This window comes from Paenisporosarcina quisquiliarum, from assembly GCF_043641925.1.
Classification (GTDB): domain Bacteria; phylum Bacillota; class Bacilli; order Bacillales_A; family Planococcaceae; genus Paenisporosarcina; species Paenisporosarcina quisquiliarum_A.
Map to the genome: position 1 here is coordinate 19,688 of NZ_JBHZRU010000020.1, position 19,400 is coordinate 39,087.

Annotated in this window: 19 protein-coding genes; 12 read left to right on the forward strand and 7 right to left on the reverse strand. The window is 37.2% G+C overall.

What is annotated here, in order from left to right; translation table 11 throughout:
• Positions 1-75 precede the first annotated feature (75 nt).
• On the forward strand, positions 76-735 hold the full coding sequence (locus ACHUE4_RS13920) for a type 1 glutamine amidotransferase domain-containing protein (RefSeq protein WP_394191066.1): 660 nt from the start codon (positions 76-78) through the stop codon (positions 733-735).
• 200 nt (positions 736-935) lie between these two features.
• On the opposite strand, the gene ACHUE4_RS13925 is transcribed toward ACHUE4_RS13920, so the two are convergent.
• Positions 936-1,919, reverse strand: a complete 984-nt coding sequence (locus ACHUE4_RS13925; protein ID WP_394191068.1) for an NAD(P)/FAD-dependent oxidoreductase — start codon at positions 1,917-1,919, stop codon at positions 936-938.
• A 227-nt stretch (positions 1,920-2,146) separates the two neighbouring features.
• Here ACHUE4_RS13925 and ACHUE4_RS13930 point away from each other — a divergent pair, with 227 nt between their 5' ends.
• The 4 genes from ACHUE4_RS13930 (at position 2,147) to ACHUE4_RS13945 (ending at position 6,044) form a co-directional block, all read left to right on the forward strand.
• Positions 2,147-3,808, forward strand: a complete 1,662-nt coding sequence (locus ACHUE4_RS13930; RefSeq protein WP_394191070.1) for an FAD-binding dehydrogenase — start codon at positions 2,147-2,149, stop codon at positions 3,806-3,808.
• Between the two features lie 149 nt (positions 3,809-3,957).
• Positions 3,958-4,602, forward strand: a complete 645-nt coding sequence (locus ACHUE4_RS13935; protein ID WP_394191072.1) for a YczE/YyaS/YitT family protein — start codon at positions 3,958-3,960, stop codon at positions 4,600-4,602.
• 243 nt (positions 4,603-4,845) lie between these two features.
• Complete coding sequence (locus ACHUE4_RS13940) at positions 4,846-5,118, forward strand: hypothetical protein (RefSeq protein ID WP_394191074.1); 273 nt, start codon at positions 4,846-4,848, stop codon at positions 5,116-5,118.
• Positions 5,119-5,417: 299 nt separating this feature from the next.
• The gene (locus ACHUE4_RS13945) at positions 5,418-6,044 is read left to right on the forward strand and encodes a protein kinase family protein (protein WP_394191076.1); all 627 of its coding nucleotides are present in this window, start codon (positions 5,418-5,420) and stop codon (positions 6,042-6,044) included.
• Between the two features lie 115 nt (positions 6,045-6,159).
• On the opposite strand, the gene ACHUE4_RS13950 is transcribed toward ACHUE4_RS13945, so the two are convergent.
• Complete coding sequence (locus ACHUE4_RS13950; protein WP_394191078.1) at positions 6,160-6,642, reverse strand: Lrp/AsnC family transcriptional regulator; 483 nt, start codon at positions 6,640-6,642, stop codon at positions 6,160-6,162.
• 188 nt (positions 6,643-6,830) lie between these two features.
• On the opposite strand from ACHUE4_RS13950, the gene ACHUE4_RS13955 reads away from it, so the two are divergent.
• Positions 6,831-7,784: a DMT family transporter gene (locus ACHUE4_RS13955; RefSeq protein ID WP_394191080.1), complete on the forward strand. Its 954-nt coding sequence runs from the start codon at positions 6,831-6,833 to the stop codon at positions 7,782-7,784.
• A 41-nt stretch (positions 7,785-7,825) separates the two neighbouring features.
• On the opposite strand, the gene pepF is transcribed toward ACHUE4_RS13955, so the two are convergent.
• A complete protein-coding gene (pepF, locus tag ACHUE4_RS13960) occupies positions 7,826-9,646 on the reverse strand; it encodes an oligoendopeptidase F (protein ID WP_394191082.1) in 1,821 nt (606 codons plus the stop codon).
• A 165-nt stretch (positions 9,647-9,811) separates the two neighbouring features.
• Here pepF and ACHUE4_RS13965 point away from each other — a divergent pair, with 165 nt between their 5' ends.
• The 4 genes from ACHUE4_RS13965 to ACHUE4_RS13980 all read left to right on the forward strand — a co-directional run bounded on the left by ACHUE4_RS13965 (position 9,812) and on the right by ACHUE4_RS13980 (position 13,907).
• Positions 9,812-11,449: an acyl-CoA dehydrogenase family protein gene (locus tag ACHUE4_RS13965; RefSeq protein ID WP_394191084.1), complete on the forward strand. Its 1,638-nt coding sequence runs from the start codon at positions 9,812-9,814 to the stop codon at positions 11,447-11,449.
• A gap of 172 nt (positions 11,450-11,621) precedes the next feature.
• Complete coding sequence (locus ACHUE4_RS13970) at positions 11,622-12,443, forward strand: amino acid ABC transporter substrate-binding protein (protein WP_394191086.1); 822 nt, start codon at positions 11,622-11,624, stop codon at positions 12,441-12,443.
• A complete protein-coding gene (locus tag ACHUE4_RS13975; protein WP_394191088.1) occupies positions 12,430-13,131 on the forward strand; it encodes an amino acid ABC transporter permease in 702 nt (233 codons plus the stop codon). The genes ACHUE4_RS13970 and ACHUE4_RS13975 overlap by 14 nt, the downstream gene beginning before the upstream one ends.
• A gap of 35 nt (positions 13,132-13,166) precedes the next feature.
• On the forward strand, positions 13,167-13,907 hold the full coding sequence (locus ACHUE4_RS13980; protein WP_394191090.1) for an amino acid ABC transporter ATP-binding protein: 741 nt from the start codon (positions 13,167-13,169) through the stop codon (positions 13,905-13,907).
• 67 nt (positions 13,908-13,974) lie between these two features.
• Here ACHUE4_RS13980 and ACHUE4_RS13985 read toward each other — a convergent pair whose 3' ends face one another.
• Positions 13,975-14,937 carry a calcium/sodium antiporter gene (locus ACHUE4_RS13985; RefSeq protein WP_394191092.1) on the reverse strand — a complete coding sequence of 321 codons (963 nt, stop codon included), beginning with the start codon at positions 14,935-14,937 and terminating at the stop codon, positions 13,975-13,977.
• A gap of 226 nt (positions 14,938-15,163) precedes the next feature.
• Between ACHUE4_RS13985 and ACHUE4_RS13990 the strand changes: the two genes are divergently transcribed.
• Both ACHUE4_RS13990 and ACHUE4_RS13995 read left to right on the forward strand, forming a co-directional pair.
• A complete protein-coding gene (locus ACHUE4_RS13990) occupies positions 15,164-16,069 on the forward strand; it encodes a superantigen-like protein SSL4 (protein ID WP_394191094.1) in 906 nt (301 codons plus the stop codon).
• A gap of 30 nt (positions 16,070-16,099) precedes the next feature.
• Positions 16,100-17,053 carry a hypothetical protein gene (locus ACHUE4_RS13995; protein ID WP_394191096.1) on the forward strand — a complete coding sequence of 318 codons (954 nt, stop codon included), beginning with the start codon at positions 16,100-16,102 and terminating at the stop codon, positions 17,051-17,053.
• Positions 17,054-17,265: 212 nt separating this feature from the next.
• Here ACHUE4_RS13995 and ACHUE4_RS14000 read toward each other — a convergent pair whose 3' ends face one another.
• From ACHUE4_RS14000 to ACHUE4_RS14010, 3 genes are read right to left on the reverse strand one after another with little or no spacing between them, the layout of a single operon-like run.
• Positions 17,266-17,559, reverse strand: coding sequence for a hypothetical protein (locus ACHUE4_RS14000; RefSeq protein ID WP_394191098.1), 294 nt, complete (start codon positions 17,557-17,559; stop codon positions 17,266-17,268).
• 42 nt (positions 17,560-17,601) lie between these two features.
• A complete protein-coding gene (locus tag ACHUE4_RS14005; protein ID WP_394191100.1) occupies positions 17,602-18,204 on the reverse strand; it encodes a response regulator in 603 nt (200 codons plus the stop codon).
• A complete protein-coding gene (locus ACHUE4_RS14010; RefSeq protein WP_394191102.1) occupies positions 18,201-19,337 on the reverse strand; it encodes a sensor histidine kinase in 1,137 nt (378 codons plus the stop codon). Before ACHUE4_RS14010 ends, ACHUE4_RS14005 begins: the two co-directional genes overlap by 4 nt.
• Between the last annotated feature and the right edge of the window lie 63 nt (positions 19,338-19,400).

Below are 19,400 nucleotides of genomic sequence, written 5' to 3' on the forward strand. Positions count from 1 at the left end.
TGATAAGGGTAAACAGAGGATGTGTGAAATTTACTGAATGTAATTGGAAATCAGGAATTTTAAGGAGGAATAAACATGACAAAGAAAATATTAATGGTATTAACAAGTGCAGATACAATGGGTGATAACAAACCGACAGGTACTTGGTTATCAGAATTCTCGGATGCCTATTTAGCTTTTATTAAAGAAGGCTACGATGTAACGATAAGTAGTATTAAAGGTGGAAAAGCACCTGTCGATCCAGGCAGTATTGATGAAAATACACCTAAGGAAACGTTGGATGCTGAGAAGTATTTAACAGATACAGTTTCTGTGGAAGATGTAAATATGGATGATTATGATGTTCTATTTTTACCAGGTGGTCACGGGACAATGTTTGATTTCCCTGGAAATAAAAAGCTTCAACAATTACTCCGTGAGTTTTACGAGGCAGACCGCTATGTCGTCTCAGTATGTCACGGTCCTGCAGGATTAGTAGGCGCAACGTTATCAAATGGCGAACCTCTTGTTAAGGGGAAAAAAGTGAGTGCATTTACAGATGCTGAAGAACGAGATACTACATTTGATGATATAATGCCGTTTTTATTAGAAAGTAAATTACGTGAACTTGGTGCTACAGTTGAGACTGGTCCAAATTGGTCAGAGCAATCTGTAGTAGATGGCAAGCTAATAACAGGTCAAAACCCACAATCTACACCGTTAGTTGTGAAAGAATTAATTAAAAAATTAGGTTAATGTTAAGCGCTAGATTCTAAGGAATCTAGCGTTCTTTTTAACACCAATGCTTAACGGCGTATGGTTTTTGTGTTTGTGACAAGTAAACGAAGGAGCAAGAGAGCGAGAGCGGTTAAGCTAAATCATCTAAACGCATATGACATAGAAAAAGGGAGTCCAGTAAGTCATCTTTCGTGACTTACTGGACTCCCTTATGTTTTTTAATGTGAAAATAAATCTGTAGAATGTTTTACATGTTTCTTTGTTTCAGGTTCAACGAAATGCTTGGCTGAATTAATTGCGATTGGTGCTTCACCAAATCCACATGCGATTAATTTTACTTTACCAGCATAAGTATTACTGTCACCTACAGCGTACACACCAGGAAGTGTCGTCTCCATCATCGAATTGACAACGATTGACTGACGCTCCATCTCCATGCCCCACTCTTTCATTTTCCCGATCGAAGAACGGAAACCGTAATTGACGATTACGTGATCAGCAGGTAACAATTCAACTTCCCCTTCAGAGCTACGAATAGCTACATGAGTGAATGCTTCGTCTTTAGGTTCGAAATGATCGACAACATATGGGGTTTTCACTACTACTGAAGACTGACGAAGTAGTTCTAAGCTATGTTCATGCGCTCGGAATGAATCTCTACGATGGACAAGGGTGACGCTTTTCGCGATTGGCTCAAGCATTAATGCCCAATCTACTGCAGAATCTCCGCCACCAAATAGAACAACATCTTTTCCTGCGAAAGTACCCATATCGTCAACAAAATAATGAAGTTGCTTTCCTTCATATTTTTCAGCTTCTTCTAATTCTAAACGTTTCGGCTCGAATGCACCGTTACCGTTTGTAAAAATGACTGTCTTCGAAAGATGTTGGCCTTCGTTCGTTGTTAATTGCCAAGTTCCATCTTCAAGTTTAGCTAAATCTTCAACAGATTCCCCAGTGACAATAGTTGGTGCAAAAATAGAAAGTTGTTCAGACAAATTGTCTACTAAATCTTTCGCTCGGATTTTTGGGAAACCAGCTACATCGTATATATACTTTTCTGGATAAAGCGCTGTTAATTGCCCACCGATGTTTGGTAAGCTTTCAATAATTTTTACTGACATTTGTCGCATACCGCCATAAAACGCAGTAAATAATCCCGCAGGACCTGCTCCGACTATCGTTACATCATAAATTTTCAAGTATATTCACTCCTAATTTAAAATCAGACTAATATGAGTTTACCACTTGTCAATCAAACATAAGTGAAAATTTGTTTGATTTCAGTCTAAAGAATGAGAAAGGATCAAAATATTATATCTACTATCCTATAATACATCACATTTCTATTAAAATAAAAGGAACTATTTACTCCTTCTAGAATACAGTTAATAGCAAAAAATACATAGAAATGAATGAGGTGCATTCAGTGAAAGCCGATGTTGTGGTGGTTGGTGCAGGCTTGGCAGGTTTAGTGGCGATGGCAGAATTAGTAGCAGCTGGACGTAAAGTGATGTTGTTGGATCAAGAACCTGAAGCTTCATTAGGAGGACAGGCTTGGTGGTCTTTCGGAGGGTTGTTTTTAGTAGATACACCCGAACAACGCCGTCTAGGAATACATGATTCACATGAACTCGCTTTGCAAGATTGGTTAGGATCAGCTGGATTCGATCGAGAGGATGAGGATGAATGGGGAAGGAAATGGGCAAAAGCCTACGTGGATTTTGCGACATATGAAAAGAGAGAATGGCTACATAGTTTAGGAATTCGTTTTTTCCCTGTCATAGGATGGGCTGAACGTGGTGGGTACTTGGCTGAAGGGCATGGTAATTCAGTTCCTAGATTCCATATTGTGTGGGGTACGGGACCTGCGATTATTAAGCCTTTTGAAAACCAACTTCGAGAAGGAATTGAAAAAGGCTTAGTTGATTATCGTCCAAGACATCGAGTGGATGATTTAATTATGCAAGATGGTCAAGTGATAGGTGTGAAAGGTAGTATTCTCATTGGAAGTGAAGCGAAACGAGGTGAAGCAAGTTCCCGAGAAGTAACAGGGGAATTTGAATTTACAGCTCCATCGATTTTAGTGACAAGTGGCGGAATTGGAGCGAATTTTGATTTAATTAGAAAAAATTGGCCAGAGCGATTAGGTACACCACCAAAAAGAATGATTTCTGGCGTTCCAGCGCATGTTGATGGACGAATGCTTGGAATTACAGAGCGTGCAGGTGGAAGAATCGTTAACCGTGATCGAATGTGGCATTACACAGAAGGAATTCAAAACTGGAATCCAGTATGGGAAAAGCACGGGATTCGTATATTACCGGGCCCTTCCTCTATGTGGTTTGATGCAAAAGGTCAAAGATTTAAAGCCCCGAACTTTCCCGGCTTTGATACGTTAGGTACACTCGAAACCATTCAAGCCACGGGATATGATTATTCCTGGTTTGTTCTGACACAAAAAGTCATTGAGAAGGAGTTTGCGTTATCTGGATCTGAACAGAATCCAGATTTAACAGGCAAAAGCATAAAACAAGTTCTTTCACGCATTTTGCCTGGTCCCACGTCCCCAGTTAAGGCATTTATGGATAAGGGAGAAGACTTTGTAGTGGCTAACACACTTGAAGAGCTCGTAGAGGGTATGAATCAACTTACCGGCGAAAACTTAATCAATCATGAGGATTTGAAAAGACAAATTCTTGCTCGTGATCGAGAGATAACTCATAAATTTACAAAAGATCTTCAAATAACAGCACTAAGAGGAGCTCGAAATTATATAGGGGATAAACTGATTCGGGTAGCAACTCCGCATAAATTTCTTGAATCGAAAAACGGACCTTTAATTGCAGTTCGGTTAAACATCATTAGTCGCAAAACACTTGGTGGGTTGCAAACTGATTTATCCGGACGAGTCATTAATGCTTCGGGTGAATACATTCCAGGACTGTATGCAGCTGGTGAAGTGGCTGGATTTGGTGGGGGTGGAGTACATGGTTATCGTTCTTTGGAAGGGACTTTTTTAGGCGGATGCTTGTTTTCTGGAAGAGAGGCTGGAAGAGCGATAGCGAATATAAAGGTATCAACTGAGTGATAGATAAGCATCATTTTAGAAAGGATTTTGTCTCATTTATGAGACTAAATTCTTTTTTGTTCCTTTTCAATGAATTGAAAAAATAAGAGTTCAAGTCGATTTCGTGGTAAGATGATGAAATTAGATTTTGAACGGAGTCGATTTACCTTATGAAAAATAAAATGATTATCGGTTTATTTTATATAATCGGTTTAAGTTTTTTAGCTTTAGGCATTAGTGTCATGATTTTAGCAGACCTAGGAGCTGGTGCTTGGGATGCTATGTATGTTGGGCTGTCTGATCACACAGGCTTATCTGTCGGCACATGGATTTTGCTGATTGGTATTTTTCTTATCTTATTAAACAGTTTAATTTTAAAAAAAATGCCTGAATTTTTATCAGTCATCACGATCTTGATTATTGGATCTCTCATTGATTTTTGGTTAATTGTTGTATTCGCATCATTTTCACCAGAAGATTTTGCTCTACGGGTTTTGATGTTTATCGGCGCGATTCTCATTATTGCACTTGGGATTTCAAGCTATTTGCAATCAAATTTTGCACGCAATCCAATGGATACGTTAATGATGGCTATCCAATATCGAACAGGAAGAAGCTTAGCTTTTTCAAAAACGGTTATGGAGGTAACAGTGTTAATTATCGCTTTACTTCTTGGTGGACCTATTGGCATTGGAACATTTATCGTCACGTTTTCAATTGGACCTCTCATCCAATTATTTATCGGACCAATTACAAAGTTTAGAACCTATCTTTGCACAGGTAAGGTTGGAAAACCGGAAACATCTAATTACTAAAAAAGTATTGATTTTTAAGGAATCTCTATAAAAGTCCAGTATCCTTGAGCCACCTTATTTTGATTTGTTGAGATAAGGTGGCTTTTCATACTTAACAGTTCTTATTAAAACAATTTCGTGAGTTTCGTTACTATGCATCTCATTTTTACGGAGGATTCTAATGAATTAGCACATCAAACGTTTTTATTTAGTGTGATTAGGGAATACTAATGAAAGTACATTCAATTTGAGGAGGAGATTTTATTGACGAAAAAAGATAATTTTCCCGAATTTGAACCTGACCATGTGAAGAAAGAAGAACGTGAGAATCAGAAAGAGAAAATCGACGAGCATGAGAAGCATGAAAACGAAAAGACACATAATCATGAATTTGAAAAACAAGAAAATGATTTTAAAACGTCGAATTCCTTTGAAGTGGATCAAAATAATCAACAACAATCTTCAAAACAAGAAACCGATTTGAATAACCCTGCAACTGACATAGCGAATAAACAAGGTAGAAATTTCAATGCCTAGATGATAGTTGCTTAATGAACTACAGTTTTACCTAACTAATGCATAATAATTGACTGCATATGGACCAACTTATATACTTGCCGTACAAAACTGCAAATTCAACTTCCTATAAGGGGAGTAGCTATACAGCAAAGTCGTCAATACGGGATGTGAATCCTCGGCTTTGTTGGCAACGTAAGTTGTTTGCGAGACCTTACCGCATATTTGGTGAGGTCTTTTATTTATTTTGAGACGTTAAAACCGGATATTTGGTTCTAACGTCTTTTTACTTTGCATTATGATGAATAGGGGGTTACCACATGGATGCCTATCAGCAACTAGCTAGTACAGTAAATATATCAAATAAAAACAATCGGCTTCTGTCCTATGACGATTCACTTACGTTAATAGGGACTGGCAGAAGTGCGTATGTTTTTCGAATAAAAGAATCTGATCAAGCGATTAAAATCTTTTTCCCCGAATTTAGACATATTGCAAAAGAAGAAACAGAAATATACTTAAAATTAAAAGGGATATCCTATTTTCCTACAATCTACGCTTTTGGAGAAAATTATATCGTTATGGATTACATTCAAGGACGTACTCTATTTGAATGTGTGAATGATGGGGTAGCAATTAAGGAATCTCATGTTCAAGAAATTGATTATGCTCTTGCTTTGGCTGCTGAAAGAGGTCTGAATCCATCAGATATACATTTGAGGAATTTGTTTATCACGACAAATGATGAAGTTAAGCTGATTGATGTGGCTCGATTTAATCAAACGAAAAATTGTAGTCAGTGGGACGATTTGAAGTATGTGTATCATCGCTTTTATTCAAAGAGGATGTTCCCGAAAAAAATTCCCACTGTTATCTTAAATATATTTGCTTATTTTTATAGAAAACCAATCATTACAAAAGCGTTTAACAGTGCTAAAGCCAAATGAAAGCGAAGCAGCTTTCGGAGAGTTCTACAAGCATATTTAACAAATAAAACTATAAAGAAGACATCAACAAAAGTCATGTACCTACTGATTTTTGTTGATGTCTTTTTACTTGTATTCATCTCGAATCGATAATAGGTAAAATCGTTGATTGTTTCACTTCTCGGAGTGCTAAAGTTGTTTGAATTCGAGAAATGCCTAGTTTATTTAGTTTGCGGATAAATGTTTCTAGATCACGTCGATCTTTGTTCGCAACCTTTAGAATGTAATCGAATTCTCCAGTCAGACATTGGCATTCCAACACTTCGGGCATATCCACTAAATTCTGTTCAAGAACCTCCAGTTTTTCAGCGTGGTGAATGTCGGTACTTATAAATACGAAACTGAGTAAATCAAACCCAAGTTTTTCTTGATCTAAAATAGCCACTTGTCGATTGATATACCCTTCACTTACTAAACGTTTAATACGCGCATGCGTTGCAGGGGGTGACAGATTAACTCGTCTTCCGAGTTCGGCATTACTAATATCTGATGAACGTTGCAAGATATCAAGTATAAATAAATCAAGATTGTCTAAATTTTTGTCACTCGTTGGTTCCATTGAGAAAACTCCTTTTTAATTCTTCTGTAAATCCGCTTGGAATAATATTTATTCAGAATAAAATTAAGTTTTTTAATAAAATACGTTTGTTTATTTTGAATTTATTAGCATATACGAAATGATATATGGTTTTGTGTACATTGGTGATAGAATTATTCTATCGCAAGAATGACGAAGGAGCAATCATCATGCCGTATATCTATTATTTGTTGTTATTATTTACGAGCTTACTTTGGGGTGGGAATTTTGTTGTAGGCAAATCACTCATTGAACATGCTTCACCGTCTACATTAACCTTATTACGCTGGCTCATTGCGGTTTCCTGTCTAATTCCAATTGTATGGTGGAAAGAAAAATCACTAAGACCAAACAACAAAGCGATTATTCCTTTAGTTTTAATGGGGGGTACGGGCGTTGTATTGTTTAACTTATTTCAATTTGTTGCACTTGATTTCACCTCAGCCACAAATGTTGGTCTGATTTCGACTTTAAATATGTTTTCTATTGCCTTAAGTTCTTATTTGTTTTTGAAAGAGAAAATCAACTTGTTTCAATTAATTGCCATGCTGGTTTCTCTAGGTGGTGTTCTATTAGTTTTGACAAATGGGCATCTCGAAACTTTACTAACTTTTCAATTCAATAGAGGAGATTTATTCATGATGGCAGCTGTAGCTGTTTGGGGTTTATATGCTGTATGTAGTAAGTGGGCAATGTCTTACACGACTCCTCTGATGGCAACCATGTATTCAGGCATATTTGGTGTACTCATGTTAGTTCCTTTTCATCTTCGTGATTTTACAATCGAAAAAATCGATGGATCTTTTGTTCAATCGATTCTATATACTGGAGTAATTTCAACAGTCGTTTGCATGCTATTATGGAATATTGGTGTTCAAAAACTCGGTGCAACAACATCCGGTATTTTCTTGAATTTCAATCCAGTTTTCACGGCAATTCTTGCTTTTATGTTTTTAGGTGAAAGCATGAGCGTGGTACAAGGAATCGGGAGTCTTACAGTTATCTTAGGTAGTGTCATGTTTACGATGGTTAAATCAAATCCTCTTCGATTGCTAAAGAGGTTCGATTGGAAACGCATTCCACTCGCTGATTCATCTGCGTCATTAGCCATGAAGAAAGAATAATAAAAGCCGATTGTCCATGAAAGAGGGCAATCGGCTTTCGTTTATTTTGTTGCTACGCCTTCAATTTCTTCTGTAAGCTTAATTAATTCATCAACCAATTCCCCGATATAAGCAATCGTATCACGAAGCGGTTGTTCAGTTGTTACATCGACTCCAGCCATTTGTGCTAACTCAACAGGTGTTTTTGTTCCTCCTGCTTGAAGTACTTCTAACCAATCTGCTACAGCCGACTCGCCTTCAGACAAAATGCGTTTAGATACTTGAGTTGAGATTGTAAGTCCTGCACTATATGTGTATGGATATAATCCCATGTAGTAATGAGGTTGACGCATCCAAGTTAACTCTGCTCCAGGAGTGATCTCAACCGCATCTCCCCAGAATTCTTCTAACACACCTCTTTTGATTTCATTCAAAATGCCAGCATTTACGTTTTCACCTGCATTCACACGCTCATAAACTTTACGTTGATAGGCTGCCTCTAATAGATGCGTCACAAAATTGTGATAGTACGTGCGAGCAACAATTGATGAAATAACCCAGCGTTTGAATTTTGGGTCATCCGAGTTTTCTAGTAAATGATTCGCCATTAACATTTCGTTCATCGTTGAAGGTGCTTCAATGAAATATAAAGATGGACGAGAGTTGAAAACGTTTTGTTTCTTATGTGCATTATAGAAATGACCAGCATGTCCAAGTTCGTGTGCCAAAACAAATACTTCGTTCATACGACTAGACCATGAGATTAAAATGTACGGATGTGATCCATATGGACTTGAACAAAATGCACCGGTCGATTTCCCAGTGTTTTGAGCAAAATCAATCCATCGCTCATCAAACGAACGATTGACCATATCTAAATAATCGTCTCCCATAATTGCTAAAGCGTCATTCATGTATTTTTTAGATTCTTCAATCGTAATTTTCGGTTCATAAGACGGATCCAATGGGATTTTCAAATCAGCAAAAGTCATTTTATCAAGGCCATGAACATCTTGCAGAAGTTTTGCGTATTTTCTCATATGTGGTGCAAGCTCACTTGTAATTAAATCAATTTGACGATTGTAAAGTGATTGATCGACTTCTTGATCGAATAATAAATAGTCGAAAATGTTGTCATATCCACGTAAATCCGACGTGGTTTTTTCTATTTGCAACTTCATATCATACGTTTTAGCAGTTGTGTGTTGGTAGTTTTTTATTTGTTTTGAAAAGGAATCAAAAGCAGCACGTCTAATTTCTGTATCGGTTTCAGCTTCCCAATCCCCTTCAAATGAAACATAACTTAATGGATATTTCTTGCCATTCACTTCGAAGTCTTCAAAAGATAAATCGACCATTTTAGTTGTATTGTACAAACCATATGGTGCTGAGAAAGATGAAGAATAGGCAGCTAATGTCTTTTCAACCTCAGGGTGCAACTGATGTGGTTTTTGTCGAATTAATTCTTTCAAATAATGAGCGTATTCCTCTGATTTATTCATCGCTTCATTCAACTCATCCATTGACAACTCAAGTAATTCACTATCCACAAAAGATAATTTACTGCTTAAAGATGCAGCGATTGAACTAAATTTGCCTGAACGCATTTGTGCTTCGTTATCTGTTTGGTCAGTGCTGAAAGCTAGACTTGCATAAGCACCAATAGGTGTGAATTTTTCATAAACAGCAGCATACCCTGTTAGGGCTTCTATTGCAGAATCACTGTCTGTAATCTTCCCTTTGAAATTCGAGTGAAATGAATCTACTAACTGAACTAGCTCAGAAATTGCATCTTGATATTCTTTCTCTGAAGAAAACAAATCCTCTAAATTCCAAGTTTCTTCAACTGTTACTTCAGAACGTGTAGGTAAACCTTTAACCATTTGCTCATCTCCCCTTAATGTTACGAAATACGAACTAATTAATAGTATAAAGGTTTCTATATGAAATGTGTGAAAATTAAATTATTTTATTTTCGAAAGTGTAAAATAATAGTAGATAGGTGATTTACATAGAATCTAGACTTAGAAAAAACGAATGGAGGAGAAATGGTGAGTCGTAATTTTTATTTAACTGATGAAACACTTCAACATATTTTGCGCAGCGAATTAGATACACCTTTTTTTCAATTTGCAGATAAAGAATTAAAAGCTTTTGGTGAGCAAGTGGCGAATGAAATCGATGAACGAGCAAAGCATACCGATCGCATGGGAGAACCAAAATTAATTAAATACGATAAATTCGGAGATGATTCTTCGACTGTTTGGGTGAACGAGGGTTATCGACAGACGGTCAAAGAAACGTATGAAACGGGAATTGTTGGCTATGTACACAAAGAAATACCTGAGCTAAAGAGCCAAGGGAATTATTTGTACAGTTTTGCACAAGGCTATGTATTGTCTCAGGCGGAAGCCGGGTTTTATTGTCCGGTCACGTTGACGATGGCCACTGCTTTTTTACTAGATCATTATGCAAGTGACGAGTTAAAAGAAAAATTTCTTCCGCATGTTTGTGCCACAGGAGATGTTGAGCTTTTTGAAGGAGCCACCTTTTTAACAGAACGACAAGGGGGGTCTGATGTTGGAGCGAATGTCGTTCGCGCTGTGAAGGACGGAGAAGACTATCGATTATATGGTGAAAAGTATTTTGCATCAAATGCAGGAATGGCTGGAGTTGCAATGGTGTTAGCTCGAATTGAAGGGGCTACTTCAGGTTCAAAGGGATTAACACTATTTGCGGTTCCGTGGCGTAATGAAGCAGGAAGTTTGAATGGGATATCCATCCGACGATTAAAAGATAAGCTAGGAGTACGTGCTGTTCCAAGTGGGGAAGTCGAGTTTGATGGAGCGATTGCTTATGTAGTTGGTGATCCTGCAAATGGACTGAAATATATGATGGAAGCATTGAATTTGTCACGTATATGTAATGCTGTTGCCTCTCTAGGAATTATGCGAAGAGCATTAACTGAAGCGCAGGAATATACTGAAAATCGTGATGCGTTTGGTCAAAAACTGATTAATTTCCCTATGGTTCAAGACACGATTGGACAGTTAACGGCAAAGCATGAAATTGAATTATTAACGGTTTTTGACTTAATCAAATTGTATGATCGTGTGGTTGCTGGAAATGGAACGTCAGAGGAAATCATTCTAAATCGACTGTTTATTGCCATAATGAAAAAAGAGTCAGCAGAGCAAGCGATTCATTTTGCTCATGAAGCCATTGAACTGCACGGAGGTAACGGATATATCGAAGATTTCGTTACACCAAGATTGCTTCGAGATGCACAAGTGCTCACTGTTTGGGAAGGAACTGCAAATATTTTAGGGCTTGAACTTGTGCGTCTAGTGCGGAAATTTGATGCGCATTTGTTATTCGTAAAATTTGTTAAACAAAGACTTTCACATATTAAAACACAGAATAGCAGATTTGAGATTGTTCAAAAGGAGTTAGCTAACTTAAACGAAAAACTAGTAAAATTTGCGTTGTTGGATGAAAATACTCAAACCCTTGAGGCGAAATTAATCGCTAAGCAAATGGCTTGGGTATATGAGAGTTTAGTTGCAATTGAGGTAGCACATAAATTGGGTAGTAAATATGAATTGCTCGCTGACATTTACTTGGAAAACACATGGAATCTACGAGAATTTGGAGCTGAAGCAAAAAGTTTAAAACTGTTTCTTTAAACGAATCATAACTTTTTCTGTATTACACACCCTAAAAGTAATCGTCAAATTAATGAAAGTATTCTAAATAGTTCGCGTTTTAAAAGAATAAGCAATTTATTTTGACGCAAGCATATACTTCGGATAAGATAACTAATACCAAGTAAGTTTATCTGAATTAGGAGGAATACAAATGAAAAAGTTTAAATTATGGTTAGTTTTATTAATTGGAGTCCTGATGTTATCGGCATGTGGAACTTCTGAAGAGGATGCAGCTGACAATAAAGATACAGGTTCAAAAGAAGAAACAACTGATTTATTGGCAAAAGTTAAAGAAGATGGCGAATTGTTAATTGGAACAGAAGGAACTTACCCTCCATTTACTTATCATGATGAGAGTGGGAAGTTAACAGGCTTTGATGTTGAGATTGCGGAAGAAATTGCAGCACGTTTAGGTGTTGAACCGAAATTCATGGAAACACAATGGGACGCTATGTTTGCAGGACTTGATTCTGAACGATTTGATATGATTGCGAACCAAGTAGGTATTCGTGAAGATCGCCTTGAAAAATATGCTTTTTCTGAACCATACATTTCATCTGCAGCTGTTTTAGTTACACATGCAGATAATGTAGACGTAAAAAGCTTTGAAGATATCAAAGGTTTGAAAGCTGCACAGTCACTAACAAGTAACTATGGAGAAATTGCAAAAACAAACGGCGCGGAATTAGTTGGCGTGGAAGGCTTTAACCAAGCAATTGAACTTCTAAATTCAAAACGCGTAGATGTTACAATTAACGATAAACTTTCTGTGTTGGATTTCCAAAAGCAAAAACCTGATGCGAAAATTAAAATCGTAGCAGAAGCAGACGATGCAGCACAAAGTGGATTAATGTTCCGCCAAGGGAATGACACGTTAGTGGAAGCGGTAAATGAAGCATTAAAAGAAATGATTGAAGATGGAACGTACGACGAAATTTCTGAAAAATGGTTTGGCGAAAATGTTTTGGAATAGTTTTAACATAGAGCCCGATGAAATGGAGCGATATATGGATATTGCTCAAACTTCCCTCCAGCCTTTGCTGGAGGGTCTAGTTGTCTTTACCCTTCCTTTAAGTATTATTGCGTTTATTCTTGGATTAATTCTTGCTGTCTTCACAGCATTAGCTCGTATTTCAACCGTTAAAATATTTCAATGGGTTGCACGATTTTATGTGTCGATTATTCGAGGAACACCCCTATTAGTTCAATTATTTATTTTATTTTATGGACTTCCTACATTAGGAATCGTTATCGATCCTTTTCCAGCAGCGATCATAGGATTTTCATTGAATGTAGGAGCTTATGCTTCTGAAATTATACGTGCCGCTATACTATCCATTCCAAAAGGTCAGTGGGAAGCGGCTCAAATGATTGGAATGACATATTCCCAATCGTTACAACGTGTCATTTTACCGCAAGCTACACGTGTGTCGATTCCACCATTATCTAACTCGTTTATTGGATTGGTGAAAGACACGTCATTAGCTTCGTTAATTCTTGTTACGGAAATGTTTAGACGTGCTCAAGAAATTGCAGCAACTAATTATGAGTTCTTACTTCTTTATGTTGAAGCAGCAGCCATTTACTGGATCATTTGTTTCTTCCTTTCTATCATTCAAGGCAGATTAGAACATCGATTTGATCGATACGTAACAAGATAGCTGAATTGAACAGATGAAAAAGAAAGGAGTACTTTATGATTACTATAAATGGATTACACAAGCAGTTTGGACAATTAGAAGTGCTAAAGGGAATTGATCTGAAAATTAATAAAGGGCAAGTAGTTGTTGTAATCGGACCATCTGGATCCGGTAAAACAACCTTACTTAGATGCCTAAATATATTAGAGGTACCAACGTCGGGGAGCATTACAATCGACGATCAAACGACTGACTTTTCAACGAAGGTACCCAAAAAATCGGTTGAGGCTTTAAGAAAAAAATCTGCGATGGTTTTTCAACATTATAATTTATTTCCGCATATGACTGTTCTTCAAAACGTCATGGAAGGACCGATTATCGTGAAGAAACTTTCGAAAGTGGAAGCACGTAAAAGAGCTGAGAATTTATTGGTTAAAGTGGGTCTAGGTGATAAACTCGACTTTTTCCCTCATCAACTCTCTGGTGGTCAACAGCAACGTGTAGGCATTGCACGTGCCTTAGCTCTGGAACCTAAAGTGATGTTATTTGATGAACCTACCTCTGCTCTAGACCCTGAATTAGTTGGAGAAGTGTTACAGGTCATGAAGGATTTAGCGGATGAAGGGATCACAATGGTCGTTGTCACCCATGAAATGCGCTTTGCGAAAGATGTTGCAGACGAAGTTATTTTTATGGATCAAGGAAAGATTATCGAACGAAGCGAACCTAATGAAATGTTTACACAACCTAAAGAAGAACGCACACGTCAATTCTTAAATCTTATTCAAGTACATTAAAAGGGCTACCCAAAAGTCAGTGACTGACTTACTGGGAGCCCTTTTTGTTTTAATCATTTTCCGGCAGTTAGTTGCGGAAAATAATGTAAATCATGTATACGATATAAGACAAAGCTAAAAATAATCCTTCTCTTTTACCTATTGTGTAATGTGTTAATGCAAAGACAAGAACGATTACTGTAAAGACAAGTAAGACAATGACATCCGTAAATAAGGAGGCATTTACTCCGATTGGAGAAATGGTAGCAGAAGCCCCTAATACAAAAAGAATATTGAAAATATTACTTCCTATAATATTACCAAGTGCGATTTCACTTTCTTTTTTCAACGCCGCTACAATTGACGTAACGAGTTCTGGAAGCGATGTACCTACAGCGACAATGGTGAGCCCAACAAGTGCTTCACTCATACCTAGAGACAAGGCAATTTCAGTGCTGTTTTTTACCACGAAATCTCCGCCAAACACAATAGCAGCAAGTCCGCCAATGGTGAAGACTGTATTTTTGATCCACCCGCGATCTTTTTCTTCTAAAACTGTTTCAGGTTCATCGAAGTTATTGCGACTTTTTCGAGCTACTTCAAAAATATAGTATAGGAAGACAGCAAATATAAGTAAGAGAACTAAACCATCACTACGAGTCAATGCATTTCCAGTGAAATCTTGTAAATAGGTATCAGCCATTAAAACAAGCAAAGTAATAGTAGCTAAAAATGAAAAAGGGATTTCTTTACGGATTGTCTGGCTATTTACTACCAATGGAGCAATAAATGCAGTAGCTCCTAAAACAAGTAGGGTATTGAACATATTACTTCCTACTACATTCCCAAGTGATACATCATCATTTCCATTTAATGCAGCAATGATACTAACGGTTGCTTCAGGAGAGCTTGTCCCAAATGAAACAATGGTTAGGCCGACCAATATAGGTGGAACTTTAAGTAATGCAGAAATATTCGAGGCACCTTTGACGAAATAATTGGCACCAATCATAAGTAAAACAAACCCGACAATCAATAAGAGATAAGTCATTGCAAGACCTCGTTTTTATTTTTTATAGTAACAAATAAAAATAGGGGTTACGAGCATTAGGAATTGGGTAAACAAAATGGTGTAGTTTTTGATAACGGTGATGTAATTATTTGCAAGAAAATCACAACCGAAATGGTAAAAAAGTAATGTTTATAAATAAAAGTAATCTAAACAATCGTCAATTTCGTTAGCCTATCAAATGCAATGAAAGGAGGTGAATGACGACGTGCAAAAAAGAATATGGCAGACTGTAATTCTTTTTAGTGTTCTCAGTATTCCAACATTTGCTTCTGCAGAAGGTGAATTGCTTAAAAATACGTTAACTAATACGACTGATATTGTGGAGACGGCAACGAACCAAGTAGTTGAAACTACTTCTAAAGTGGACGAAGTGTTACCTGTTGAAAAGAATGAGCCTGTATCGGCATTGTTGGAAACCGTAAATGAAACCACTAAAAGTGTCACGAAAACTGTAACCGATGAAAAGCCACTAGTGGAAGTGAAACTATCAGAAAAGCCATCAATTAAAGTCAATGCAAACGTAATTGAGGCAGAAGTTTCAACTAAACCAGTATTGAAGGTGGAAACACCGGTTTCAGAAATTAAAGTAACTGAACCTGTTCAAGTTGATGTAGAAACAAAAAATATTCCAACGGACCAAATAAATGAAGAAGTTGAACCTATCAAAGAAACTTCATCTACTGTAATTGAAAAAGCAGTAGGGAGTGATGTGGTAGAGACCAATCCAACGATAGTAGAACCAAATGTAAAGCCTGAGTCCGTTGATATTTTTGAGGAAACAGAAACAGAAGGTATTCAATTGAGTTCAGAAGACACTAAGACTGAAGAGTTTGATTTGCAAAATGAACTACCATTTGTTCCGTTTAGAGGTATGGAAAACATTGAACAAATCAAGGTAATTCCCGCGATTCCTTCAGGTCCTAGCACGCAAAATAGTCCGAGTTCGACAAATAATGGGCTAACATTAGGGATTTTTAACACGTATGAAGTCGATCAATCGTATAAGACTTTTTCATACTTTGGAAAAGAGCGATTATTTTTTGATCAATGGTTAAATGCACCACCGTCACAACCACCTCAATCTTCTCTTTTTACTATAAGTCGAATTTAAAAAACTTATTTTAAAAGGAGAGAATTATAAATGAAAAACGTATTCAGAACTTTAACAATTACAGGTGGATTAGCAGCAAGTCTATTAATCGGAGCAGGTACAACATCTGCGGCAGAAAATGATTCTTTATTAAACTTAAATGATGGTTTAGTAGAGAATTTGAACATTTTCGATTCAAGTGATGAGAATAATTTAGTGATTGATTCGCAAAACAACAGTAGTTCAGATGTGAATGCTGAGACTACAAATGATTCACTAGACACGACAGTTGATGGCGCTACAGAAGGTTCAGTCGGAGCGGTAGTTGAAGGCGAAGACGAATCAGCAGCAGTAAACGCTGACGGCAATGCTGGTGTTATGAATGAAACAGTCATTGATGAAGAAAGCGATACAGTTTCTTCAACAACAGAAGCGACTACAGAAGGTTCAGTCGGAGCAGTGGTTGAAGGTGAAGACGAATCAGTAGCAGCAAACGCTGGCGGCAATGCTGGTGTCATGAATGAAACTGTCATTGATGAAGAAAATGATACGGTTTCTTCAACAACAGAAGCGGCTACAGAAGGTTCAGTCGGAGCAATAGTTGAAGGCGAAGACGAATCAGCAGCAGTAAACGCTGATGGTAACGCTGGTCTTATCAACGAAACTGTTGTCAATGAAGAAACTAATTCTACGACTTCAACAACTGAAGGTAATGTCGGTGGAAACCTAAATGCAATCCTTGAGAGTGATGATTCAACATCAATTTTAGGTGCTGACAACAACACAACAATCACAAATGTTATTGAATCTAATGGAGAAAATGATTCATCATCTTTTGCACTTGGAACTGAGTCTTTAACAAACTTAGGTCTAAGCTCTGAAGAAGCTGATAACGAAGAATCTGCAAAAGTTATGGCAGCTGTATCAGCGTTAATTGAAGCACAAAGCACAGAAAATTCTTCACGTTTAGGAACTGAAGTAGATGTTGCATCTATGGTTGGTTAAGATTCTGAAGAAGAAAATTCTTTTACTTCAATGTTAAATGCAACTGCTGGTTTATGGGTACAATCGAATGATGAGAATGAATCAAGCGAACTTGGACTAGATATTGGTTTAGGATTAGCAGGGATGTCACAATCATTCAATCAATAATATTTCTTAAAGAAAAACGGAACCCCATGAAAGAAGGGGTTCCGTTTTTTTGAATGTAAACAAAATCACTTCATCAATCTCTCTGCTTCTTCAGAAACCACAAACGCTAAGTCATCATTGCCAAACAGCTGAAGAACTTCAATTAATGTTCCAGTATCGATTTCTAATTCAAGTGGTTCGTTTTGGTCAATAATAACTTTCATGGCTTCGTTCGTACCTTGAGTGGGATAAGCTTTTTGGTAAAGTGCAAAAGAATCGATCTCGTGATTTTGGCACCATTGAACAAATAGTTGAATCATAATTTGTTCATCTTCTTGATATTTTTGAATGATATACTCGGTCATCATTTTTTGGTCCATGGGAGAATCCTCGTTTCGGGAAGTTGTGACGTTTTTGACTCTTTATTTAAACCAGCCTTTTTCTTTAAAACGGGAAATCGCTTCAATGCGATTTGTCACATCAAGCTTATCTAAAATAACTGAAATGTAATTTCGAACTGTACCGGTTGTGATGTATAGTTCACTAGCTATTTCTTTTGTGTTTTTGCCTGTGGCAATTAATTCAAGAACTTGATGTTCACGTTCTGTTAAAGGATTATCTTCACCGCTATAAGCCAGGTCAACAAGCTCTGGTGCATAGATGCGTCTTCCATCCATTATCAATCGAATGGAGTTGGCTAAATCCTCACTCGGACTGTCTTTTAGTAAATAGCCACTTACACCTGCTTTTCTCGCGCGTTCAAAGTATCCTGATCGTGCAAAGGTTGTAAGGATTATGACTTTACATGAATGGTCTTTTAATTCCTCAGCAGCATCAAGGCCGCTCTTAACAGGCATTTCGATATCAGTAATAAAAACATCAGGATTTAACTGTTTAACTAATTCAATGGCCTCGGCTCCGTTTGGTGCTTGGCCGACAACTTCTAAATCTTCTTCTAAATCTAAAAGAGATCCTAATGCTCCAAGCATCATCCGTTGATCTTCAGCGATAATTATTCGAATCATGACAGTTCCTCCATTTCAGATTGCAGGATTACATGAGGAATACGAATGTTGACCGTCGTTCCTTCAGTTTCTGATACATAAAGAATCCCATTTACAAATTCTAGTCTTTCTCTCATACCTCTTATTCCATTGCCGTCTGTATTGTCATTATCTCTACTTAGTCCAACTCCGTTATCTTGAACTTGAAGAAATAACTCAGTGGAAGACTGTTTGATTAAGACATGACAGAATGTTGCTTGGCTGTGCTTGACGACGTTGTTGATGGCTTCCTTCAAACACATGCTTAAGACATTTTCAACGAGTAAAGGTGTATCTTTTAATACGGGATTTCCTTTAACGCGAAAATCGATTTCAGCAGCTTTTAGAATTTGCTGAACCCGAACCAATTCGTCTTCCAACTTTCCGACTCGAATGTTGGAGACGAGGTCTCTAACCTCTTTTAAAGCAATACGTGCAGTGTGATTGATATCTAAAAGTTCATTTTTTGCTTTTAGTGGATCTTGATCGATTACTCTTCTAGCTAGGTCGCTTTTTAAACCAATTAACGATAGTTTTTGGCCTAACGTATCGTGAAGATCTCTTGCAATCCGTTGCCTTTCTTGTATAACCAAAAGCTGAGAAATTCGTTTATTCGCATCCTCTAATTGACCTTCTAGTTTCTCTGTTTTAATTTGATTGTGAGAATTAAAGGGCAACAAAATCACACCAATCACGCCGATTAGTATGAAAGGAAATTGTGTAACGAAAAGCTCATACTGCGTGAAAAATCCAATACTCACGGATACCATTGTCGTCACGAGGTGAATGACAAACATTGTAATAAAACCAGCTCTGTTGCGTATGTTTCCAATAAAAAAGGCTAAGAACAATGAAAAGAAAAAGTATCCGAAAAGTATGATGAGGGTGATGCTAATCACAATTTGAAAGGCAACCCATACATACATGCGCCATCCTTTTGAAATGAAAGATTGTCTATAGGAAAGGAAAAAACCGACAACAAGTAAAAGGCCCAATAGACTTTCTAAAGGTGAATAAGACTTGAATATATAAAATAAGGGCAAAATACAAAAAATAATCCATACGTAAATACTGATGTAAGGATTTTTAGGGAAAATGTGATACCACTTTTGCATAGAAACCTCCAGGACATGAAAATGGTTGTATAGATTATTATAGAATTTCAAGAATTCATCTTG